This window comes from Cypionkella aquatica, from assembly GCF_030161095.1.
In the GTDB taxonomy this organism is placed as follows: Bacteria; Pseudomonadota; Alphaproteobacteria; order Rhodobacterales; family Rhodobacteraceae; genus Cypionkella; species Cypionkella aquatica.
In genome coordinates, this window is the sequence record NZ_BSPP01000008.1 from 39,627 (window position 1) to 61,510 (window position 21,884).

General features: G+C 58.5%; 24 protein-coding genes. 9 read left to right on the plus strand and 15 right to left on the minus strand.

Annotated elements, in window-relative coordinates:
- The first annotated feature begins 79 nt into the window (after positions 1-79).
- The 5 genes from pyk to pheS all read left to right on the plus strand — a co-directional run bounded on the left by pyk (position 80) and on the right by pheS (position 3,829).
- On the plus strand, positions 80-1,528 hold the full coding sequence (gene pyk, locus QQJ98_RS12280; RefSeq protein WP_284325640.1) for a pyruvate kinase: 1,449 nt from the start codon (positions 80-82) through the stop codon (positions 1,526-1,528).
- A gap of 81 nt (positions 1,529-1,609) precedes the next feature.
- Positions 1,610-1,834 carry a hypothetical protein gene (locus QQJ98_RS12285; protein WP_284325641.1) on the plus strand — a complete coding sequence of 75 codons (225 nt, stop codon included), beginning with the start codon at positions 1,610-1,612 and terminating at the stop codon, positions 1,832-1,834.
- A gap of 151 nt (positions 1,835-1,985) precedes the next feature.
- Entirely contained in the window at positions 1,986-2,186 is a 201-nt protein-coding gene (gene rpmI, locus QQJ98_RS12290; RefSeq protein WP_284325642.1) for a 50S ribosomal protein L35, read from the plus strand.
- 12 nt (positions 2,187-2,198) lie between these two features.
- Positions 2,199-2,561 (plus strand): 50S ribosomal protein L20, encoded by a 363-nt coding sequence (gene rplT, locus QQJ98_RS12295; RefSeq protein ID WP_284325643.1) that lies wholly within the window; start codon positions 2,199-2,201, stop codon positions 2,559-2,561.
- A 185-nt stretch (positions 2,562-2,746) separates the two neighbouring features.
- Positions 2,747-3,829, plus strand: coding sequence for a phenylalanine--tRNA ligase subunit alpha (gene pheS / locus QQJ98_RS12300; protein WP_284325644.1), 1,083 nt, complete (start codon positions 2,747-2,749; stop codon positions 3,827-3,829).
- 2 nt (positions 3,830-3,831) lie between these two features.
- Here the strand turns inward: pheS and QQJ98_RS12305 are convergent, their stop codons facing one another.
- Positions 3,832-3,972: a hypothetical protein gene (locus QQJ98_RS12305; protein WP_284325645.1), complete on the minus strand. Its 141-nt coding sequence runs from the start codon at positions 3,970-3,972 to the stop codon at positions 3,832-3,834.
- A 241-nt stretch (positions 3,973-4,213) separates the two neighbouring features.
- Here QQJ98_RS12305 and pheT point away from each other — a divergent pair, with 241 nt between their 5' ends.
- The gene (pheT, locus tag QQJ98_RS12310; protein WP_284325646.1) at positions 4,214-6,622 is read left to right on the plus strand and encodes a phenylalanine--tRNA ligase subunit beta; all 2,409 of its coding nucleotides are present in this window, start codon (positions 4,214-4,216) and stop codon (positions 6,620-6,622) included.
- Between the two features lie 134 nt (positions 6,623-6,756).
- Here pheT and QQJ98_RS12315 read toward each other — a convergent pair whose 3' ends face one another.
- The 8 genes from QQJ98_RS12315 to panB form a co-directional block, all read right to left on the minus strand.
- Complete coding sequence (locus tag QQJ98_RS12315) at positions 6,757-7,431, minus strand: DUF1523 family protein (protein WP_284325647.1); 675 nt, start codon at positions 7,429-7,431, stop codon at positions 6,757-6,759.
- An 11-nt stretch (positions 7,432-7,442) separates the two neighbouring features.
- Complete coding sequence (locus QQJ98_RS12320) at positions 7,443-7,709, minus strand: hypothetical protein (protein WP_284325648.1); 267 nt, start codon at positions 7,707-7,709, stop codon at positions 7,443-7,445.
- A complete protein-coding gene (locus QQJ98_RS12325; RefSeq protein ID WP_284325649.1) occupies positions 7,706-9,067 on the minus strand; it encodes a DUF6638 family protein in 1,362 nt (453 codons plus the stop codon). The genes QQJ98_RS12320 and QQJ98_RS12325 overlap by 4 nt, the downstream gene beginning before the upstream one ends.
- Positions 9,068-10,999 (minus strand): AAA family ATPase, encoded by a 1,932-nt coding sequence (locus QQJ98_RS12330; RefSeq protein WP_284325650.1) that lies wholly within the window; start codon positions 10,997-10,999, stop codon positions 9,068-9,070.
- Between the two features lie 41 nt (positions 11,000-11,040).
- Positions 11,041-12,174: a hypothetical protein gene (locus QQJ98_RS12335; protein ID WP_284325651.1), complete on the minus strand. Its 1,134-nt coding sequence runs from the start codon at positions 12,172-12,174 to the stop codon at positions 11,041-11,043.
- A gap of 3 nt (positions 12,175-12,177) precedes the next feature.
- On the minus strand, positions 12,178-13,248 hold the full coding sequence (locus QQJ98_RS12340; RefSeq protein ID WP_284325652.1) for a hypothetical protein: 1,071 nt from the start codon (positions 13,246-13,248) through the stop codon (positions 12,178-12,180).
- A gap of 325 nt (positions 13,249-13,573) precedes the next feature.
- Positions 13,574-14,413, minus strand: a complete 840-nt coding sequence (gene panC, locus QQJ98_RS12345; protein WP_284325653.1) for a pantoate--beta-alanine ligase — start codon at positions 14,411-14,413, stop codon at positions 13,574-13,576.
- On the minus strand, positions 14,410-15,243 hold the full coding sequence (panB, locus tag QQJ98_RS12350; protein WP_284325654.1) for a 3-methyl-2-oxobutanoate hydroxymethyltransferase: 834 nt from the start codon (positions 15,241-15,243) through the stop codon (positions 14,410-14,412). The genes panC and panB overlap by 4 nt, the downstream gene beginning before the upstream one ends.
- A gap of 151 nt (positions 15,244-15,394) precedes the next feature.
- Between panB and QQJ98_RS12355 the strand changes: the two genes are divergently transcribed.
- The gene (locus tag QQJ98_RS12355) at positions 15,395-15,736 is read left to right on the plus strand and encodes a cupin domain-containing protein (RefSeq protein WP_284325655.1); all 342 of its coding nucleotides are present in this window, start codon (positions 15,395-15,397) and stop codon (positions 15,734-15,736) included.
- A 77-nt stretch (positions 15,737-15,813) separates the two neighbouring features.
- Here the strand turns inward: QQJ98_RS12355 and QQJ98_RS12360 are convergent, their stop codons facing one another.
- Positions 15,814-16,764 carry a L,D-transpeptidase gene (locus tag QQJ98_RS12360; protein ID WP_431307815.1) on the minus strand — a complete coding sequence of 317 codons (951 nt, stop codon included), beginning with the start codon at positions 16,762-16,764 and terminating at the stop codon, positions 15,814-15,816.
- 292 nt (positions 16,765-17,056) lie between these two features.
- Between QQJ98_RS12360 and QQJ98_RS12365 the strand changes: the two genes are divergently transcribed.
- Positions 17,057-17,311: a GlsB/YeaQ/YmgE family stress response membrane protein gene (locus QQJ98_RS12365; RefSeq protein ID WP_284325656.1), complete on the plus strand. Its 255-nt coding sequence runs from the start codon at positions 17,057-17,059 to the stop codon at positions 17,309-17,311.
- Between the two features lie 71 nt (positions 17,312-17,382).
- On the opposite strand, the gene QQJ98_RS12370 is transcribed toward QQJ98_RS12365, so the two are convergent.
- The gene (locus QQJ98_RS12370) at positions 17,383-18,588 is read right to left on the minus strand and encodes a M24 family metallopeptidase (protein WP_284325657.1); all 1,206 of its coding nucleotides are present in this window, start codon (positions 18,586-18,588) and stop codon (positions 17,383-17,385) included.
- A 220-nt stretch (positions 18,589-18,808) separates the two neighbouring features.
- Positions 18,809-19,660: a glutathione-dependent disulfide-bond oxidoreductase gene (gene yghU / locus QQJ98_RS12375; protein WP_284325658.1), complete on the minus strand. Its 852-nt coding sequence runs from the start codon at positions 19,658-19,660 to the stop codon at positions 18,809-18,811.
- Positions 19,661-19,790: 130 nt separating this feature from the next.
- Here yghU and QQJ98_RS12380 point away from each other — a divergent pair, with 130 nt between their 5' ends.
- Positions 19,791-20,129: a TFIIB-type zinc ribbon-containing protein gene (locus tag QQJ98_RS12380; RefSeq protein ID WP_284325659.1), complete on the plus strand. Its 339-nt coding sequence runs from the start codon at positions 19,791-19,793 to the stop codon at positions 20,127-20,129.
- Positions 20,130-20,140: 11 nt separating this feature from the next.
- Here the strand turns inward: QQJ98_RS12380 and QQJ98_RS12385 are convergent, their stop codons facing one another.
- The 3 genes from QQJ98_RS12385 to QQJ98_RS12395 all read right to left on the minus strand — a co-directional run bounded on the left by QQJ98_RS12385 (position 20,141) and on the right by QQJ98_RS12395 (position 21,883).
- Positions 20,141-20,620, minus strand: a complete 480-nt coding sequence (locus QQJ98_RS12385) for an REP-associated tyrosine transposase (protein ID WP_284325660.1) — start codon at positions 20,618-20,620, stop codon at positions 20,141-20,143.
- A 44-nt stretch (positions 20,621-20,664) separates the two neighbouring features.
- Positions 20,665-21,366: an SDR family oxidoreductase gene (locus QQJ98_RS12390; protein ID WP_284325661.1), complete on the minus strand. Its 702-nt coding sequence runs from the start codon at positions 21,364-21,366 to the stop codon at positions 20,665-20,667.
- A 76-nt stretch (positions 21,367-21,442) separates the two neighbouring features.
- Positions 21,443-21,883, minus strand: a complete 441-nt coding sequence (locus QQJ98_RS12395; protein ID WP_284325662.1) for a molybdenum cofactor biosynthesis protein MoaE — start codon at positions 21,881-21,883, stop codon at positions 21,443-21,445.
- Between the last annotated feature and the right edge of the window lies 1 nt (position 21,884).

Consider the following 21,884-nt stretch of genomic DNA (forward strand, 5'->3'; position numbering starts at 1 on the left):
CAGTTGCCCCGCACGTCAGATTGATCCATAAGACGCGCGGCCCACCACGAAAAATGAACGCGACGAAAAGGAACAAGGCATGAGACGCCTTCGGAACGTAAAGATCGTGGCCACTTTGGGCCCGGCCTCCAGCGACTATAAAATGATCCGCGCGCTGTTTGAGGCTGGGGCCGATGTGTTCCGCCTGAACATGAGCCACGGCACCCATGCCGAGCAGGCCGCGCGCCATGCCATCATCCGTCAGGTAGAGGCCGACACCGGCCGCCCGATCGCGATTCTGGCCGATCTTCAGGGGCCAAAGCTGCGCGTTGGCGTCTTCGCCAATCCGGCGGGCGAAGAGCTGGTCGAGGGTGCCGATTTCCGCATGGATCTCAGCAGCACGCCCGGCGATGCCACCCGCGTGCAGCTGCCGCATCCCGAGATTTTCGCAGCCTTGGAGCCGGGCGCTTCGCTGCTGGTCAATGACGGCAAGATCCGCGTGCGGGTCAAGGATTGTGGCCGCGACTATGCCAATTGCGTGGTCGAAGTTGGCGGCATGATTTCCAACCGCAAGGGCGTCAACGTGCCCGACGTGGTGCTGCCCTTGGCGGCTTTGTCGGCCAAAGACCGCGAAGATCTGGAATTCGCCTGCGAGTTGGGCGTGGATTGGTTGGCGCTGTCCTTCGTGCAGCGCCCCGAAGACGTGATCGAAGCGCGCCAACTGGCACGCGGTCGCGCCTCGATCCTGTCGAAAATCGAAAAACCTGCCGCAGTGAAAGCCTATGACGCGATTCTGCGGGTATCCGATGGGATCATGGTCGCCCGTGGCGATCTGGGTGTGGAACTGCCGGTGACTTCGGTGCCGCCGATCCAGAAGCGCCTTGTGCGCGGCGCGCGCGCTGCCGCCAAACCGGTGATCGTCGCCACCCAGATGCTCGAATCCATGATCGAAGCGCCGGTGCCAACCCGCGCCGAAGTCTCGGACGTGGCAACCGCGATCTATGAAGGCGCAGATGCGATCATGCTGTCGGCCGAATCGGCTGCGGGCAAATATCCGATCGAAGCTGTCACCACGATGAACAACGTGGCGCTGTCGGTGGAAAAAGACCCGACCTATCGTCAGGTGATCGAGGCGAGCCGCGTGGTTCACCGCGAAACCATCGCCGATGGCATCGTCGCCGCCGCGCGTGAAATCGCCGAAGCCACCAATATCAAGGCCATCGTCTGCTTCTCACTGACCGGCAACACGGCGGCACTTGTGGCGCGTGAACGGCCCCGCGTGCCGATTATCGCGCTGACCCCGCTGATGTCTTCGGCCCGCCGGATGGCGCTGACCTGGGGCGCGCATTGCGCGATCACCGAACCGCAGGAACGCTTCAAAGGCGCGGTTCTAGCCGCCGTTCATGCCGCCCGCGTCGATGGCTTTGCCGGTGTCGAAGATATGATCGTCGTCACCGCCGGTGTGCCGTTCAACGTCAAAGGCACCACCAACATCCTGCGTGTCGCCCCTTGCGATGAACGGTTGATTTCCAGCGTCGACCCGGAATAACCTGTTATACAGGCCAAATTGGTTGACTGGCCAGCTTTGGCCAGAAGCCGTTTGGCCTGTATTTTTACAAGGTAGTTCTGCATGAGCAACGACCAGATTCTTGTCATCGGCATTATCATCTGTGCTTTGGCAATTCCCTCGCTGCTAGCGGCTTATTCAGAAAGCCGCCCCCCCCGCGCGGGTGCGATCATGGTGCTGATCGGGGGCGTTTTGCTGGTGTTCGCGCTGACCCAAAAGCCCACTGGCTACCGTTTTGACGAAATTCCGCATATTTTTGTGCAGGTTATCGCTGACGTGATCCGCTAGACACTCCGTATCGGTGCTGCCGTAATTGGCACGGTTCTGTTGCATTGCCTCTTGCACCTTGGCCCGCGCCCCCCTATAGCACCCTCTCGAATACCCCGCAGTGCTGGCCAACGTGGCATGCCAAGCACCGCCTGAAACCATGGAGATGGAAATGCCCAAGATGAAGACCAAGTCGGCGGCGAAGAAGCGTTTCAGCTTCACGGCCTCCGGTCGGGTGAAAGCCGGCGTCGCCGGCAAACGCCACGGCATGATCAAACGCACGACGAAATTCATTCGTGACGCGTCCGGCACCATGTTGCTGAACCCGTCCGACGCGAAGATCGTCAAGAAATACATGCCCTACGACCGGTAAGGAGAGCAACCGATGTCCCGCGTTAAATCCGGCGTTGTTACGCACGCCCGTCACCGCAAGGTGATCAAGAAGGCGGCTGGCTATTACGCCGCCCGCTCCACGAACTTCCGCACCGCAACGCAAGCTGTTGACAAGGCTCAACAGTATGCAACGCGCGACCGTAAGACCCGCAAGCGCAACTTCCGCGCTTTGTGGATCCAGCGGATCAACGCCGCTGTGCGTCTGTTCGACATCGAGTTCACATACTCGCGCTTCATCAACGGTCTGGCGAAAGCTGGCATCGAGGTGGACCGCAAAGTTCTGGCCGATCTCGCCGTGCACGAGCCCGAGGCGTTCAACGCCATCGCGGCACAAGCCAAGGCAGCTTTGGCGTAAGCCTAAGCTTGATCTACAGGAAAAGCCCTGCCCCTTGTGGCGGGGCTTTTTCTTTTGCGCAGTGCCTTGGATGCCTGTTGAACCCTCCCGGGGGGGAGTATTTCAAAAAGAGCAACGCAAAGCGGCGGCTTGCAAATTCAGGCTTTGGCCGCTAGCACAAAGCCGCAGGAATACCGGAGAATACGATGGACGGGCTTGACGCATTGAAGGCCAAATACCTGACCGCCGTGGCCAATGTGGCCGACGAGGCGGGGCTGGAAGATTTGCGCGTGGCCGCTCTTGGCAAAAAAGGCGAGATTTCGGCTCTGATGTCGGGTCTTGGCAAGATGGAGCCGGATCAGCGCAAGGCCGCAGGTGCGATGCTGAACGTGCTGAAAGATGAAATTGATGCGGCCCTGCGCGCTAAGAAAGCCGCCCTGGGCGATGCCGCGCTGAACGAGCGTCTGCGCTCGGAATGGCTGGATGTCACCATGCCTGCGCGTCCGCGCCGCGTGGGATCAATTCATCCGGTATCTCAGGTGATGGAAGAACTCACCGCGATTTTCGCCGATATGGGCTTTGCGGTCGCCGAAGGCCCGCAGGTCGAATCTGATTGGTATAACTTTGACGCGCTGAACATCCCGCCGGAACACCCGGCGCGGCAGGAACATGACACGTTCTTCATGAACCGCGCCGAAGGCGATGACCGCCCGCCGCATGTGCTGCGCACGCACACCAGCCCTGTGCAAATCCGCGCCATGACCGCCCAAGGTGCCCCGATCCGCGTGATTGCACCTGGCCGCGTCTACCGCATGGATATGGACCAGACCCATACGCCGATGTTCCATCAGGTCGAAGGCCTTGCGATTGATCGCAACATCAGCATGGCCAATCTGAAATGGACGTTGGAAGAATTCTGCCGTGCCTTTTTTGAAGTGCCCTCGGTCGAGCTGCGCTTCCGCGCCAGCCACTTCCCCTTCACCGAACCGTCAGCCGAGGTCGATATCCGTTGCTCGTGGGAGGGCGGTCAGCTGAAGATCGGCCAAGGCGACAAATGGATGGAGATTCTGGGCAGTGGCATGGTGCATCCCAAGGTGCTGGCGGCGGCAGGCGTAAACGCCGCCGAATGGCAGGGCTTTGCCTTTGGCATGGGCATCGACCGCATTGCGATGCTGAAATACGGCATCCCCGATCTGCGTGCGTTTTTTGAAAGCGATCTGCGCTGGTTGCGCCACTACGGTTTTGCGGCGTTGGATATGCCAGATCTTGCAGGCGGCCTTAGCGCTTAAGATTACTGGACCCGAGCGGTCAACGCCCGGGTCAGCGCACCAAATTCATGCGCGATCATCAGGTAAAGCAGCGCAGTCAGCCCCAGCATGAGGCAAATCTTGCCTACATTCAGCCGCTTGCGGTCTTTTGGGATTTCAAACATCGGGTCCATCATGCTTGACCTATACCTGAATTCTGCCCCCAGAATATGGCAACGAACCGCCTGATCTGGCGACAACCCGTTTCCGCCCGCGAAATCCACACACGGTAAAAGTGTATCACGGCCAAAACCACCCGATTGCCTTGTGCAACCACGCAAGGCGCGTTGAAATCGCCTCACTCCGCTTCCCCTTTGCGCCCCAATGCTTTAATCCGACACTCGACAATTCCCGAAGGGCCGCGCCATGAAATTCACCCTGTCTTGGTTGAAAGATCACCTCGAAACCGCGTCATCGCTTGATGACATCCTCTACGCCCTCACCGATCTGGGGCTTGAGGTGGAGGAAGTGGTGAACCCACTGGCCAAACTCGCGCCCTTTACGCTGGCCAAGGTGATCCACGCCGAAAAACACCCCGATGCTGACAAATTGCGTGTCTGCCGGGTGATGACGGATGAGGGTGAAAAGCAGATCGTGTGCGGTGCCCCCAATGCCCGGACCGGTATCACCGTGGTGCTGTGCAAGCCCGGCGATTACGTGCCGGGCATCGACGTGACCCTTGGCATCGGCAAAATCCGTGGCGTTGAAAGCCACGGCATGATGGCCTCCGAGCGTGAGCTGGAGCTGTCGGATGAGCATAACGGCATCATCGAACTCCCCTCGGGCGAGGTCGGCCAGAAGTTCACCGATTGGCTGGCGATCAACCGCCCCGGCCTTGCCGATCCGATGATCCATGTCAAAGTCACCCCGAACCGCCCCGATGCTTTGGGCGTGCGCGGCATTGCGCGCGATCTGGCGGCGCGCGGGCTTGGGCAGCTGAAACCGCTGCCGATCCCGGCGATCAAGGGCGGTTTCGCCAGCCCGGTGCAGGTTGAAATCTCGGACGATCTGAAAACCAAAGGCTGCCCACATTTCGCTGGCCGCACCATTCGCGGCGTGACCAACGGGCCTTCACCTGATTGGCTGCAAGCCCGCCTGAAAGCCATTGGCCTGCGCCCGATCTCGGCCTTGGTCGATATCACCAACTACTTCACCTTCGGTTTGAACCGCCCGCTGCATGTGTTTGACGCCGCCAAAGTTCACGGCAAATTGCGCGTCCACGCGGCACAGGGCGGCGAGCAATTCGCCGCACTCGATGGCAAAACCTATACACTGCGTGCAGGCCAGATGGCGATTTCTGATGACCAGGGCATTGAATCGCTTGCCGGCGTGATGGGCGGCGAAGCCTCGGGCTGCAGCCCCGAGACCACCGAAGTTTTCGTCGAATCCGCGTGGTGGGATCCGATCACCATCGCCGCGACGGGCCGCGCGCTGAAGATCAACACCGACGCCCGCTATCGGTTTGAGCGCGGCGTTGATCCCGCCTTCACCATGCCCGGCCTTGATCTGGCAACGCAAATGATCCTCGATCTGTGCGGCGGTGAGGCGTCTGATATTGCCCAAGACGGTGCCGCCCTCGACACCACCCGCGCCTACAAGCTGGACAGCGCCCGTGTGATCAGCCTTGTCGGCATGGACATTCCCGAAGCGGAACAGCGCAACACTTTGGAATCGCTGGGCTTCACCCTGAACGGCGATATGGCGACCCCGCCAAGCTGGCGGCCAGACGTTCTTGGCGAGGCTGATCTGATCGAAGAAGTCGCCCGCATCGCCTCGCTGTCGAAACTGCAAGGCAAACCCCTGCCCCGCACCACCTCGGGCGTGCCCCGTCCGATCCTGACTCCGCTGCAAGTGCGCGAACGCACTGCGCGCCGCACCATCGCGGCGCTTGGCTACAACGAATGTGTCACCTACAGTTTCATCGACCAAACCGCCGCGACCCTGTTCGGTGGCGGCACGGATGCGGTCCGCGTCGACAATCCGATCTCGTCCGAGATGTCGCATCTGCGCCCCGATCTGTTGCCCGGCCTGTTGCGCGCAGCAAGCCGCAATCAGGCCCGTGGCTTTGGAGATATGGCTTTGTTCGAGGTCGGCCCGGCCTTCCAAGGCGGCGAGCCCGGCGAACAGCACCTGCAAGCCGCCGGTCTGCTGATCGGCCAAACCACGCCACGCGACCCCTACGGCAGCCGCCGCCCGGTCGATGTGTTCGACGCCAAAGCCGATGTCGAGGCAGCCTTGGCCGCGATCGGCGCGCCAGCGCGCACCCAGATCAACCGCAAAGCCGCAAGCTGGTGGCATCCCGGTCGCTCTGGCGTGATCGGCCTTGGCCCGAACATGATGGCGACCTTTGGTGAGGTTCACCCGAAAGTGCTGGCCGAGCTTGGCGTCAAAGGCCCCGCCGTTGCCTTCACCATTCTGGTTGCCAATGTGCCGTCGCCAAAAGTGAAAACCCCGACCAAGCCGGCGCTGGCCTTGTCGGATCTGCAAGCGGTGGAGCGTGATTTCGCTTTCGTCGTCGATAAGGGCGTCGAGGCATTGACCGCCGTGAATGCCGCCATTGGCGCTGACAAAGTGCTGATCGAAACCGTGCGGCTGTTCGACCAATTCTCGGGTGACAAGGCCGAGGCGCAAATGGGCGCGGGCAAGAAAAGCATCGCTTTGACCGTGCGTTTGCAGCCCAGCGACAAGACCCTGACCGAGGCCGATATCGAAGCCGTCTCGGCCAAGATCATCGAGAAAGTCAGCAAAGCCACTGGCGGCACCCTGCGCGGGTAAGCTTGCGTTAAGACACTGGCGCGCGGGGCGTTAACCGCCCCGCGCCCCGTAAAAAGTATGGCCGCTTTCCATACGGTTTCTGGGTCATTTCCATACTGGGATTTTGCTGAAGTTTCAGCGCATTAACCACTAAATCAGCGTTTTGTGCGCCACGTGCCCAGCCAAGCCCCGATCCGGCCAAAAAATCCCCGCGCCCGCGCCTTCGCAGCCCCGGCTTGCGCCTCAACCCCGTCCCAGGTTTCGCCGACATCGGCAACCGCAGGCTCAACCATCCGCTCCCAAAATTGCAGCCACATCCGGCGCAACATGAACACGCCAAACGCCAAAGCCAGCAGCACGATGATGTTCACATAGGGGATGATCTGCACATCCGGCCCCGCCACAGCCTTGACCGCCACCGCGTTCGGATAGATCGACAGCCAAGCCAAGCGCCAGCCGTAATGCGTCACCGACACCCACTTCGGCGCGGTTTCGGCTGATTTCAGATTGCCCGCCTCGGCTTGCAAGTTGGAACTGTCGTATTTGAAATAGGGCGGCCAGATCCAGCCGGTGTCTTCATTGCGGTAAACGATCACCGAACCGTTTTCAAAAGCCGCCTCAATAAAGCGGATATCACGCGTCACCGTGCTTTCCCCGGTGCCGACATCCGGCGAGGAATAGGCCCACGAATTTTCCGATCCAACCGTGGTCAGTCGATTGTAAGTGTTTGTAATTCTGACAATATCATGCTGCGGCAGAGTGTAGTGCAGAAAGCCTGCGACCACGAGCAACAACAGAATTCGGAAGCTCCACTTCACATAGGTCCACATCTGGTCGCTCCTTACTGATAGTTAATAAGATAGACAGTGGCCGAAACAACCACCGCCGGAATAATGTAAATCAGCCACAACAGCCGACGCCGCAGACCCTTTTCATAGGCCGTCATACCGTCTTTGATATAGGTTTCCCGGTCGCCCTCGATACCCCCGGCATCGAATTTCTTTTCCAGCTTCTCACGGCGAACCGAGCGCGAATAGATCGAGATCAGGACATAAATCACTGATAAGACGATAAATCCCAAGACCGCCGCGCGCAAAATGCCGATCATGACCGCCCCCTGTTGACCGATCCCCAAGGCCCAACAGCCGCTGCCAGATCGCGTGCGGCTTTGTGTTCCGGGCGATGGCGATTGTCCATCGACGGCTCTGGGCCAAACAAGGCTTCCCGCGCGCCCTGCGCATCGACTTTGTATTCGCGCTCCAGAAAATCGGCGACATATTGGCGTTTGCGATCCGACCAAGTGGCATATTGCGCGTAGAACAATTCCTTATGCACAATGAACATCTGCCGCACATCCATCGGTGCCAGTTCCGACAGCAGCATGTTCACCAGATCACGCTGCGGCCCCGCCGAGGCCCGCAGAGTGTAGAAATACGCGCGATGCTCCGAGGTGATTCGCGGCCAATCGCCCGCACCTTCGACCCAACGCAGCAAAGCGCCAAGCCCTTGAAATTCTTCGGGTAACGTATCGCCCAGACGATAGGCAATCTTGCGCAAATCGGTGCGCCGGGCGTCGCCAATCTCTAGATCTAGTGCCTCGGCCGCATCGACCAAGACAAAATCCATCTTCTGCCGCAAAACCCCCGCCGCATCCATCCCCCGCGCCTGCACGATGGGTTCGACAAGGCCATTTCGCTCTAACCATTCTGCAATCTCGTTACGCTGCGAGAGATCCATAGCAGAAGAAACTGGCATCTTTCCAAGGCCTTGACGAGGTTTCGCAGTGATCACGCCGGGGAATTTGACATCTCGGAACACATAGAGCCCACCAAAATGGCTGGTCCAAAAACTCGGTTGCTGAAACGTCATCGCAGGAAGATTGATCGGTACCCGCGTCACATCACCGGTTTTTTTCGCCAGCGTGATCATATCCGCCATCAACAGATCATCGCGCCAACCATCCGGCTCTTGGCGGAAGCGGTCGATCAGCTTGGCGAGCTTGTTGGCATCAGCAACATGGCCCCCAATCGTATCAGCCTCGACTGTAATCTGTCGAATTTCCAACAGCTTAGCGGGGCTTGAGATTTCGTAGATCGAATTCTGCAATTCTCCGGCCACAGCATCACGGGCCGTCAGTGCGAACAATTGGCTCTCATTGGCCTCGATGAACTGCTGTAAAATCCCGCGAGCTGTGGAGAATTTCATGTTCAACAAAGGCGCGGTTTTTTGGCTTGTGGTCAGCAGGATGAATTGCCGATTGCAGCCGTTTGGATTGAGGTAAAGATCATCGCCCAATTCATCACCGATCTCGGGCGAATACCCAGAGATATCAATATGAAAATCCTTCATCGCGGTTTGCTTGCCAGTCAAATGCTTCAGTGCGCGATTATACCGCTCCACCAATTGCGGCGAAGATACCTCTATCAGGTTGCCGAACATCAGGCCTTTTTCGATCAGGCGCTGCATTTACGCCTTACCCTCCAGATAACGCCGCTTGGCTTCTTCTTGTCGTTTGAAATCGCGCACCATACCTTCGATGGCCACCTCGTCAGATTTATCTGCATAGCGGAATTCACTATCCGCGTATCGATTGATTTCCTGAATAACCATCTCAACCGTGATCGGTGTCGTCAGCCCCTTAATCATCGTCAGTTTCTCGTCATAGGGTTTGAACAGAAAAAGTTCGGGATTCTCCATCCATTCATCTGGCAATTCAAAGTCCATCGCCCGCACCTTGACCGCATCGGTGATATTCTTGATCGCACGGCCAGTGAAACGCGCGTCTGCCTGTTGAATTGCCTTCAGATAACTGCCGAGCTTTGCCAGAGTATCCAGCGTCCCAATCTGACCCTGAACCTGATCCCAGACCTTCAGCAAGCCATCTTCATGCGGCTTTGAATAACCCTCGAAACTGGCAGCGACCGCGCGCTTGATTTCTTGGGCCGCAAACAAATCGTGGGATCCCACTGGAATCGCATGGTTTTTACCCAGAAGCAGCGAAAGAATGTCGATGTAGTCCTCGCGGCTTTGCGGGCCATCTACCAAAAAGCGTGCCCCGGCGCGTTGGCGCAACGCGTCATCGACATTCTCTGGATAGTTTGAAAACATGCCAAAGGTGCAATTGCCGCGCACCACCGTATTGGCACCCGCAAAGGCACCCATAAAAACAGCTGTCACCTCTTGTTGTCCTGCCGAGGACTGTCGATCACCGCGTTTTCCCGCAACTTGGTCAATATCGTCGATGGTGCCAAAGCCAATGACACCGGGATCAAGGACATTATCAATAAAGGCTTTGGCATTCTGCCCAGATTTGCCCTGATAGGAATCAATCTGGTCGATAGAGAAGTTCTGATAACGGAAAGGATAGCCCGCGATTTTGCAGTAATCGTTCAGCAGCCCTGCCATCATCTGGATCAGAGTGGTTTTACCAGTCCCCGGCTTGCCATCGCCCATAAAGGTAAAGATAAAGCCGCCCAATTCTGCGAAAGGGTTTAACTTACGCTCAAAATCATAGGCCATCAGCATTTTTGCAAGACGCAGGCTTTGATATTTGGCAATATGGTTGCCGACGACTTCTGATGGTTTCTTGAATTGGATTGTCAACGCGCCGCCTTTAGACGCGCGTGCGGGTTTAAAACCAGCAATCGACAGCATGTCAGCCTCAACCCGCCAAGCTCCACCTGTAAAGGATTGCAAGCGTGGCGCCGTTTCAGCGCGCAGGGCGACGCGCTGCATCAGCGCTTCGCAAAAGGCAGCAATCACCGCGATCAGGCGCGGCTCGTCGGTGGCGAGAAGTGCTATGTCCTGATCGAGTTCCCACAAGGCACCTTGCAGGGCCAAGGGCGCGTTGTCGGTCAGGATTTCTTCGACCGCCCCAACCTCGACCGTTGTCGAACCCATTGAAGGCGCTAATAAAAACGCCGTGGTATTGGCGAAAGTGTAAAGGGTGGTCAAAGCCTCCGCCGCCAACAGCTCGGTGAATTCGGCGCGCTTGCCTTCGGGGAGACGGCCCTCCAGATTGGCCTTTTTCAGCTCGGCAAGACCGGATTGTGCGGCAAAAGTTTCAGACATGGCCAACGCAATCGCCAAGCCACGGCGCAATCCGTGCAGGGCCGAGGCTTGCACCGGCGACACCAGACCATCGCCTAGGCCCTCGACCCGCTCCAACAAACGCACGCCACCGGGCCGCGCGGTACTGCGCGCCACCATCCCGGGGGTGGTCGAGCGGAACATCGGGCGGGTGCCAATGCCGGGCGAGCGTTCGGGCTTGGCGTCCACCACTGCGGCCTTTGCCAAGCGTGGCGCGTGATCGAAGCCCGTCAACAGCGCAAGCGCTGCATCATACTGCGTGCGGATGGTGTCTTCCCGCAGTTCCATCGTGTCACGCGCGCCGGTCATGTTACCCCCAATCCATTTCAAATCAAACACTTACGCATAATCTAACGAGCTGGCATGATGCGATCACCCGCACCCACGACGAACTTGCGCACATCGCGAAATCCGGCTGGATTCAGATCGGCGAGAACCTGATAGGGGCGCTCTGGCAGGATCACCATGCGCTCAATTCGCGTCGAGCCGCTGTCGCTGGCGATTGGATCAAGTTTGTAGACCTGTCGTTCTGCGCTGGAGAACCAACCTTCTTTGACCTCTTCCTCGCGGTCAGAGATCAGATCCTCGACCGTCCAGACCAAAGCCCAATCGTCGCCATCGGATGCATTGGCATCCGCCAAAACTTGCGCGATTGGGCCGGATTGCAGCGTGAAATCATGGCTGTGCATTGGGCCAAGCGTGATGCGGCGCAAGCGTTTCGGATGCAAGCCCGCGAAATCTTTATCAAATCCTTGGGCGATGGTCAGCAGCTTTAATCCCAGCGCCGATTGCGCCATGAGATGCGCCTGCGCCATCGGCCAGCGGCGGTCATCATTCGGCAGCGATTTTTTGCCGCTGTCCTCGACATCCATCATATAGACCACCGGCAGATTGGCTTGGGTGTCATAGACCGCCCAATGCAGCAGGAAATGCTTGCGGTCGCTGCCGTCGCGGCGAACATCCTCGATCCATTGGCAATCAGGGTCATTGCGCGGCCAGAAGATGCTGCCTGCGGCGAGGGATTCGTAGTAAAGTCGCTGGCTTAGCGCGAATTGCAGCTGGATCGGCACCGTCAGATCACGCACAATCTGGCGCACCATGCGGTCTTTGAGTTCCACTTCGGAGGCCATACCGCCGAGGTGTTTTTGCACCTGCGCCGCGTCCAGCGCCATCATCATCAGCTCTTGCGCGACGGGAAAACCAGAATCGTGGCGATCAAAAGTCAGGCGGGGAGAGCCTTCCGCCCGCCCCGTCATCAAGTATTTGTAGCTCAGTGCCTTGAACGTGCCCGTCAATGCAGCAAGGTAGCGGCCCAGCACGCGGGCTTCGGTGCGGGTCAGGCGACCTGCGGCCTCAACCTCGCCCGCGACGCGGACGAGATGACGGGTGATCCGCTCAAACTTGGCGAAGTAGCGCCGCGCGGTGAGCGTATCGTAAAGTTCCTGATGATCGCCCGTCAGCTGATCTTTGACCGTTTCGGCCACGGATTACTCCCCATACGCGTTCTTGTCGTGCTTCTCGACGATCTTGGCGAACCGCCGCGCAAAGCGCTCATCCGCCTTGGCTTTTTGCTCCAGCACTTCGCGGGCGAAGACCATATGGCCTTCATGGGCTTCCAGCATATCGGCCATTTTCTGGTTGGTTGCCGCGCCAATCGCGGCCATTGCCACCTGCGCCTCTTGGTCGGTTTTCACGCCGATCTCATTAATGCGGTGCGCCACATCCTGCTGCTGTGCGGTCTTCAAGCTGGCGGTCAAAGCATCATAAAGCACCACGCGCTGCTTGGTGTCCGTTTGCAGTTTATTGATCAAAACCAGCTGTGTGGCGGCCTGATTGGTCAAGCTATCGACCCAAGTTTTACCTTTTTCTATATAGCGCTCAAGCGTCTGCGATTTCGCCAGCTGCACTTGCTCGTCCTGCACCAGGGCGTTGTAGCGCCCGTTCAGGGTGGCGAGTTCGGTTTCCAGTTTGGTGCGCGCGCCTGCGTCTTGTTCGACTGAAATCTTGTTTTCCAGCTCGATGATCTTGGGATCCATGCCGCCCACTTCGGCGCGCACGGCTTCCAAAGCCATTACCGTCGCCTCGCGTTCGGTCAAGGTCGCACCCAAGTTCGATTCGACCGTGGCTTTCTGCGCGTTCAGCATATCCAACTGGCCCTGCAGCAGACGCACGATGATGTCGGATTTAGAGATCAGATCCTGCAACTTGCTGTCAATCGAGGCAGTGCGCATGCGCTCTTGCCGCATCGATTCCGATTTGGCGTTTGAAAATATGCCGATAAAGCTTTCCATCCCGGTTTTCGAGCGCATCTCGTCGAAATCCTTCGAGAAGCCGGCCGTGACGTCATCCAAGCCCATAATCAGCTCGGCGATATTGGCGTTCATCAGGTCGGTGTGCTTATGCACATCTTCCAACGAGGCGTTTTCGATATCAACCGAAGTGCCTGCGTCCAACTTGGCGCGCGCTTCTTCGATCCGACCAGTGATCGCCGAAATCTTCGCCTGTGCCGCAGCAACCTGGGCTTGGCTTTGCTGGATCTGCGTGTCGAAATCGGCCATCGAACCCTCCGTTATGAATACAGTGCCATCATATAGGCATGTTAAATCTAGATACATCACTTTGACCGGGAATATTCGCAGTGTCCCGCGCGCCACGGCGCGACGCTTTGCCCCTATAACCGATCACGCCATCCTTGCCGCAGTCAGCGCCGGTCGCCAAGAGATTATTGGTCTGTTGCATGATATGATCCAAGTGCTGCCACTTGATCCGCCGAGGCAGCAACTTGGTGAACGGATCAGCACACAGGATAAAGGACTGCGCCAAGATGATGGCGCTGGTGTTGCAGGATTTGCTGGCGATTTGACCCTGCGCCCACGAGTGCGGCTAGACCGGGATATTGTCGATCAGTCGCACTTCGTCCAACCAAGCCGCAGCCAACATCCTGCGGGGGCGTCTTGTGTCATCCGAGGGCATCAAGGTTTCGGCATCTCGCAACTCAATATATTCCACCCGATCAAAGCCAGCATGCCGCAGCTTTTCGGCGGCTTCGCGGATCGCCATACGATCAGATTGGCCAGCGCGAATATCTTCTGCGGCTGTCGAGATCGCGGCATAGAGCACGCCGGCAATCGCGCGGCCTTCGGGCGTCAGGCGGCTGTTGCGCGACGACATCGCAAGGCCGTCAGCCTCGCGTATCGTCTCACAGCCGACGATGGTGATGGGCAGGTTCAGATCGCGCACCAGCCGCAAGACGACCTGCAACTGTTGCCAGTCTTTTTGGCCAAAATAGCCCCTGTCGGCCATGGTCATCCCGAACAGTTTGGTGACAACGGTGGCGACACCGTCAAAATGCCCCGGACGCATCCGGCCTTCCAAGGGTTCAGACACGCCGCCGACCGACACCGTCGAAGTGAAGCCATCGGGATAAACCTCGTCCGGCTGGGGTGCGAAGATGACATCGACCCCGACCGTTTGCAGCAGGGCCGCATCGGCGGTTTCTGTACGGGGGTATTGCTTGAGATCATCAGGGTTGTTGAACTGCTTGGGATTGACAAAAATTGTCACGATCACCCGCTGACAGTCCGCTTTCGCCGCACGCGCCAAAGACAAATGCCCATCATGCAAAGCCCCCATCGTTGGAACAACGCCAACGACCTCGCCCGCCGCCTTCCAGCCACGCACCAGAGCACGCAGATCGGCAATCTTGCGGATGATTTGCGTCAAGACTGTTTGCCCTTCAACACATCTGCGAAGGAATGTTCATCACCGGGGAACTGCCGCGCGCGCACTTCAGCGGCATAATCGGCGATCGCCTCGGACGCGAGGCTGCCCAGATCGGCGTAGCGCTTGACGAATTTCGGGCGGAACTCGGTGAAAAAGCCAAGCATATCATCGACCACCAGCACCTGACCGTCGCAGGCCACACCCGCGCCAATACCAATCGTCGGGATCGAAAGCCTTTGCGTGATCCGGGCCGCCAGCCCCATCGGCACCTTTTCCAACACAACCGAGAACGCACCAGCCGCCTCGACCGCCAGCGCGTCTTCCATCACCTGATCGCCCTCGCCGTCACGGCCCACCACTTTGTAGCCACCCAAAGTGTTCACCGATTGCGGCGTAAGCCCGATATGCGCCTGCACTGGGATGCCACGCTTGGTCAGAAATGCGATGGTTTCCGCCATATGCGCGCCGCCCTCAAGCTTGACGCAAGGCGCGCCCGTCTCGGCCATCAGCCGGGCCGCGTTGCGGTAAGCCTGCTGTGGGCTTTCCTCATAGCTCCCAAACGGCATGTCGATCACCGCCATCGCCTTTTGCAAGCCACGCACCACCGCGCGGCCATGCAGAATCATCATCTCCATCGTCACGCCAATGGTGCTTGGCATGCCGTGCAGCACCATGCCCACCGAATCGCCGACCAGTGCCATGTCACAATGCGCATCGACCAGCCGCGCAACCGGTGTGGTGTAGGCGGTCAACACCACCAATGGCGCTTGACCTTTGCGCGCACGAATATCGGGCGGCAGCACTGCGCGCACGGGGGAGGTTGCACTCATCTGACAGGCTCCACGATGGATTTTGTGCCAATCATATGGGCACAAGCCCGTGGGGACAGCAAGATTATTACGCTGCATTGCAGCAGCAAACCGGCTTGACGCAGACACGATCTGCGGGCGCTATGCAGGCGGAACCAACCCAGAGGCCCCAATGTCGAATTTAGAACGCGTCAGCCGAGACGGCATCGCACCCGAAATCACCCGACCCGACCCGGGGCGCGTGATCGACGGTGATCCCGTTCACACCACCTGGAACATCGAAGACAGCGATGGGCTTTACTGCGGCCTGTGGCAATCCACCCCCGGCACATGGCGGATCAGCTATGCCGAGTGGGAGTATATCTACATCCATGCGGGCCATTCGGTGCTGACCGATGAAAGTGGCACTCAGACGCATTTGAAAGCGGGTGATAGCTATATCATCCGACCGGGCTTTGTCGGCACTTGGACGGTGATTGAGACCACGTTGAAGGACTATGTGATCAAGGGCTAAGCGCTTGCACATCTTGCAAAGCAAAAGGCCCCGCAGTTCCGCAGGGCCTTTTTGGTCTGACAGGTGCAGACGATTTGTTAGCCGTTGCTGGCCGCGTCAAGCTTGGCCTCTACCGAGGTCGACCCTGCATCCGCCGTGGTCATTTCGGGCAAGGGCGGGCAGTCCACTGCATCAATGCCTTTGCGCTTGCAGGCCGACAACCGCTTTTTGTCGGCTTTTGCAGCCGCTTTTGCGTCAATCTCGGCTTGTTTCGCGGCGGCTTCGACCTTGGCGGCTTCTTGTTCCACCATGCGCTGCTCATCCAACGGCTTTTGTGCGATATTTTCCGGCGTCTCTGGCACGGCACGGCCATAGGCGTCGTCCATATACGGGCCTTCGATCGCGATGCTTTCTTCAAGCGAGCGCACCTTCACGCGCGTGCCCGTGTCGACCTTGTCATACAGATCAATCGCATCTTGGTTGAAGAGGCGGATACACCCGGCCGAGGTGGCATGGCCGATGGTCTCATTCTGGATCGTGCCGTGAATACGGAACATCGAATCGCGGCCACCGCGATACAGATACAGCGCGCGCGCACCCAGCGGATTGTCCAAACCGCCCGCACGACCGCCCGCATATTCGGCATAAAGATCAGGACGGGTGCGGATCATATTCGCAGTCGGCTGCCAAGACGGCCATTTCGCCTTGCGGCCGATCACACCCGAACCACGGAAAGACAGGCCTTCACGCCCTACCGCGATGGCATAACGCATCGCGCGGCCATTCTCTTGAACATGATAAAGTTTGCGGGCAAAAGTATCGATCACGATCGTGCCCGGCGCATCATCGGCGGCATAATCCACCTCTTGACGGGCGCGATCTGCCGACAGCAGTTCCGCGTCGACGGGCTGAATGAAGAACCCCTCATCCTCGACGCCTTCGTAGCCCGGCACGACAGAAGGCGATGCAGACTCGGTTGTCGGCGTGCCGCAGGCGGCAAGGACGGTCAGGGACAAAACGCCAAGCAGGCGGAGAATGGAGCTGTTCACGGGACAGAGACTCGGCTGTGAGGAAATTACCCTTGCACCTAGACCCTGCACCGCGCCATCCGTCAAGCCCTGCAAAATAGCTGAAAATGGAAAACACCGGGAATCCGCCAATGCGCGCTGATTCTTTACGCTTGTCCTCGAGCGTGAGGCTGAATCCGGGGATTTCCTTGGCAGATACAGCGCTGATGATCCGTTAGTGTCGCGCGAAGATTTTTGGGAACGCTTTTGTGAGCAGTGCGTTACCCCTTTAGAAAAAACGCGCGGTGCAGCGCTTATAAGAGGGAAAGTTGTCATGGGAATCGAAAGTTTGTTGATCTTCTTGCTGATCGGCGCAATCGCTGGCTGGCTGGCCGGGCAGATCGTGTCCGGCTATGGCTTTGGCCTGCTGGGCAATATCGTCATCGGTATTGTCGGGGCGTTCATTGCTGGTGCGATCCTGCCGCGGGTCGGCTTCGCGCTTGGTGGCGGTATTCTGGCCGCGATTGTGCACGCAACGATCGGCGCGGTGATTTTGCTGTTCCTGATCAAATTGGTGAAACGCGCCTGATAGCTGCGAAAGCCAGTCGGGAACCAATCTGTCAGATTGAAAAGGGCCGGGGATTTCCCCGGCCCTTTGCTTTATCCGACGACGTTAAATTCCGGGCCGTAGGGATATTTGGTGATATCCTCATTGCCATCTTCGGTGATGAACAAGATGTCATGCTCGCGGTAGCCACCCGCGCCCGGTTGGCCGTGCGGGATGGTCAGCATCGGCTCCATACTGATCACCATTCCTGGCTCCAGCACGGTATCAATATCTTCGCGCAACTCGAGCCCAGCCTCGCGGCCATAGTAATGCGACAGCACCCCAAAGGAATGGCCATAGCCAAAGGTGCGGTATTGCAGCACCTGATGCTCTTCAAAGAACGTGTTCAGCTTAGCCGTCACCTCGGCACATGACGCGCCGGGTTTCAGCAAGCTGATGCCGTATTCATGCGCCGCGACGTTGATTTCCCACATCCGAAGGCTGGCCGGATCAACCTCTTGCACGAACATCGTGCGCTCTAGTGCCGTGTAATACCCTGAAATCATCGGGAAAGTGTTCAAGCTTAGAATATCACCACGCTTCAACTTCCGGCTGGTCACCGGATTATGCGCACCGTCGGTGTTGATGCCGGACTGGAACCACACCCAAGTGTCGCGGTATTCAGCATCCGGGAATCTTTTGGCGATTTCCAGCTCCATCGCATCACGCCCCGCCATCGCAATATCAATCTCGCGGGCCCCTTCGCGCACAGCCTCGCGAATGGCAAAACCGCCAACATCTGCCACGCCAGCACCATGGCGGATCAAATCAAGCTCGGCTTGCGATTTCATCATCCGCTGCTCCATCGTCCCGCGCGAGATGTCGATACCGCGCTTGGGCTTCAGGAAGTGGTTCAGCTTTTCCGATTGCAGCAGCGTCAGATGATCTGCCTCGCAGCCAATCACCCGGCCCTCGCCTGTCACCGACAAAATCGCGCGCCAGTAATTGTCGCGCTGCCAGTCGGTGTAGGTGATGTTGTCACCATGCCCGCGCCGCCACGGTTGGCCTGCATCAATGCCAGCCGAGATGGTGACGCTTTGCGATGCCGTCACCACCAGCCCGTAAGGCCGCCCGAACGAGCAATACAGAAAGCCCGAATAGTAGGCGATGTTGTGCATCGAGGTGAACACGCAGGCCTCAACCCCGTGCACCTCCATCAGATCGCGCAGGCCGGCAAGGCGCGCGTCATATTCCTCGGCAGCAAAGGGCAGTACCCTCTCACCTTGGTGGAAACGATATTGCTGTGGACGTTCCGTCATCTTCAGACCTCATGTTTGGGGGCTGAGCACAGTGCCACAGAACCCCGAAAGGTCCCGGCGTGCAGGACGAAAGCAGGTCACCCTGCAAGCTGTGGGAAATTTCCCTGTGACGACGCCATCGCCACGGCTTGGGGCTTAGGATAAGAGCCGCAGGCCCGCTTGGCAAGCCTGCGGAATTCGCACGAATTCCGGCACGATTTCCGGACGGAAATCGGTGCGCTTAGACCGCTTTGCCTGCGAAATCTTCCGGTCCGTGGCGCTCTGGCACCTGCTCGGCCTCATCGCCCCAGTTTTTGTTGACGATGCGGCCGCGCTTCACTGCAGGACGCGCTTCCAGCGCATCTGCCCAGCGTTTGAGATTTTTGTAGATGCCAACGTCCAGAAACTCCGCCGAATTGGCGTAACTGCGGCCCAGAACCATGCTGCCATACCAAGGCCAGATCGCCATATCCGCGATGGAGTAATCGTCGCCCGCAATGAACGGCACATCGGCCAGACGGCGGTCCAAAACATCCAGCTGACGCTTGGTCTCCATCGCATAACGGTTGATCGGATATTCAAATTTCTCTGGCGCATAGGCGAAGAAATGGCCAAAGCCGCCGCCGACAAACGGGGCCGATCCCATCTGCCAGAACAACCAGTTCAAAACCTCGGTGCGCGCAGCCCCGCTGGCGGGCAGGAAAGCGCCAAACTTATCGGCCAGATGCACCATCATCGAGCCAGATTCAAACAACCGCACAGGCTCTGGCCCAGTCAGATCCAGCAGCGCTGGGATTTTGGAATTCGGGTTGACCCCAACAAACCCCGACCCAAACTGATCCCCCTTGCCAATATTGATCAGCCAAGCATCATATTCGGCATCATGGCCTGCGGCCAAAAGCTCTTCAAACAGGATCGAGACTTTCTGGCCGTTCGGCGTCGCCAGCGAATAAAGCTGAAAGCCATGCTTGCCGCGCGGCAGTTCCTTGTCATGCGTTGCCCCGGCAATCGGGCGGTTGATATTGGCGAACTGGCCACCATTGGCGGCATCCCAAGTCCAGACCTTGGGGGGAACATAAGGCGTGCTCGACATCGACATATCCTTTGGAGCGGTTTGCCCCTGACCCCAAGAGGTAGGCATAAATTCGCCCTGCGACAATGCCGCGCGCTTGCACAAAAAACCACAGTCCCCATCTCATGACTGCACAACAACGGAGACCAACATGCTTTGCCCCGTCGACAATGAAACCTTGGTGATGGCCGACCGCAACGGCGTCGAGATTGACTATTGCCCGAAATGCCGTGGTGTCTGGCTGGACCGAGGCGAGTTGGACAAGATCATAGAGCGTGCCGCGACTGCCACCGCCCCCCGCGAGGCTGCTCCGCGCGAAACTGCACCGCGCGAAGCCGCCCCGGTGTATCAACGCGAACCCGGCTATCAGCCTGAACCGCAACGGCAATCGCGCGACGCGCCGCGCAGGCATTATGATGATGATGACGACCGCTATCATGGCAAGAAAAAGCGTCGTGAAAGCTTTCTGAGCGATCTGTTTGATTTCTAGCAAATATAGCTTCAGTGGCTGACGGCTTGTCGCGCGGATTGGCCCCGAAATGATGAATAGGGCCATGCCTCGGGCGCATCAACCAAACCATGCCGAACCGGGTCCATCTGGCAGCTGCGCATGTGCAGTGCCAGATCGGCTGCATCTGCGATCGGATGCTGCCAAAACCCACGTTGCCAGACGCCTTGCGACGCCTGCCCTGCCGCTGGCTTGCGGCGTGACATCGGCAAGCTGGTCGAGAACCGCGCTTTGATCTGCCGCCACCGCCCTGCCGTATCACTGTCCCCAACGGGAAGTGTCCAGATCGCGTGCAGATGATCAGGCATGACAACCCAAGCCGAGATCTGAAAAGGCTGTTCCGCCCGCGTCAGCCGCACCGCTTGGCGCAAGCGTTCGATTTCCAGCACCAGCAAATCATCACCGGCGCGGCGAAGTGCTACTGTGAAGTAATGGGTCTCGGCCAATGCGGCTGGGCGGGTTTGATATGTCATGCCAGCAGCCTGCCACGCTGCTGGTTAAAATGTGGTTACCGCGCTTAGACCGAGCGGGTAATCCCGCCATCCACCCGCAAATTCTGCCCAGTGATATAGCCCGCCGCATCCGAGGCCAAAAAGCTGACCGTGCCCGCGATCTCTGACACATCGCCATAACGCCCCATCGGAATCCGCGCGCGGAATTCTTCTTTCTCGGGCAGGCTGTTGATAAACCCCGGCAGCACGTTGTTGATACGAATGGCTTGAGGCGCATATTTATCGGCGTAAAGCTTTGTAAATGCAGCCAGACCTGCCCGCGCCACGCCGCTGGTCGGGAAAGCAGGATCGGGCTCGAATGTCGCAAAAGTGGTGATATTGATCACTGAACCACCCGTGCCTTGCGCTTCAAAAATAGGCGTCACCAAGCGGATCGGGCGAATGGCCGACAGGAAATATATCTCAAAGCCCTGATGCCAGCCCTCGTCAGTGATATCCAGCAAAGCCGCGCGCGGCCCGTGACCGGCCGAGTTCACCAGAACGTCAATGCGGCCAAACTTCGCCATCGCGGCATCGACCACACGTTTCACATCATCATTGTTCTGGTTCGAGCCCGTAACGCCGACTCCACCCAATTCTGCCGCCAGCGCTTCGCCTTTGCCCGACGAAGACAAGATCGCCACCGCGAAGCCATCCGCCGCCAAACGCCGCGCGGCCGCCGCCCCCATGCCAGAGCCGCCTGCTGTGATCAGTGCTACTTTTTGCATTTTTGTCTCCCTCTGAATTGCGCCAAAGGCTGTCATGCCATCTGACAAAACGCCACAGCGATTCGTGCCGCAAACATCACCAACGCTTTAGCGCGGCCTCGTCTGCCTGTGTCGCGGCGACCCATTCGGCGGCATCCGCCGACAGCTCTTTTTTCCAGAATGGCGCGCGCGATTTCAGATAATCCATCAGAAACTCGGCAGCCGCAAAGGCATCAGCGCGGTGACGTGCGGCGGTGGCAACCATCATAATGGCCTCAGCACCCGCCAGCCGACCGTACCGATGGACGACCAAAGCATCGACCAAAGCCCAGCGCGTGATCGCCTGATCAACCATCGCCGCAATGGCTTTTTCGGTCATGCCCGGATAATGCTCAATCTCCATCGCGGCCAAACTGCCGCCATTGTCGCGCACTAGCCCGCAAAAGGTCACAATGGCACCTGCGCCTGAGGCGCGCGCGGCAAAATCATTGGACAAAGCGCCCAGATCAAACGGCTCGGCCTGAACCGACACCTGCATC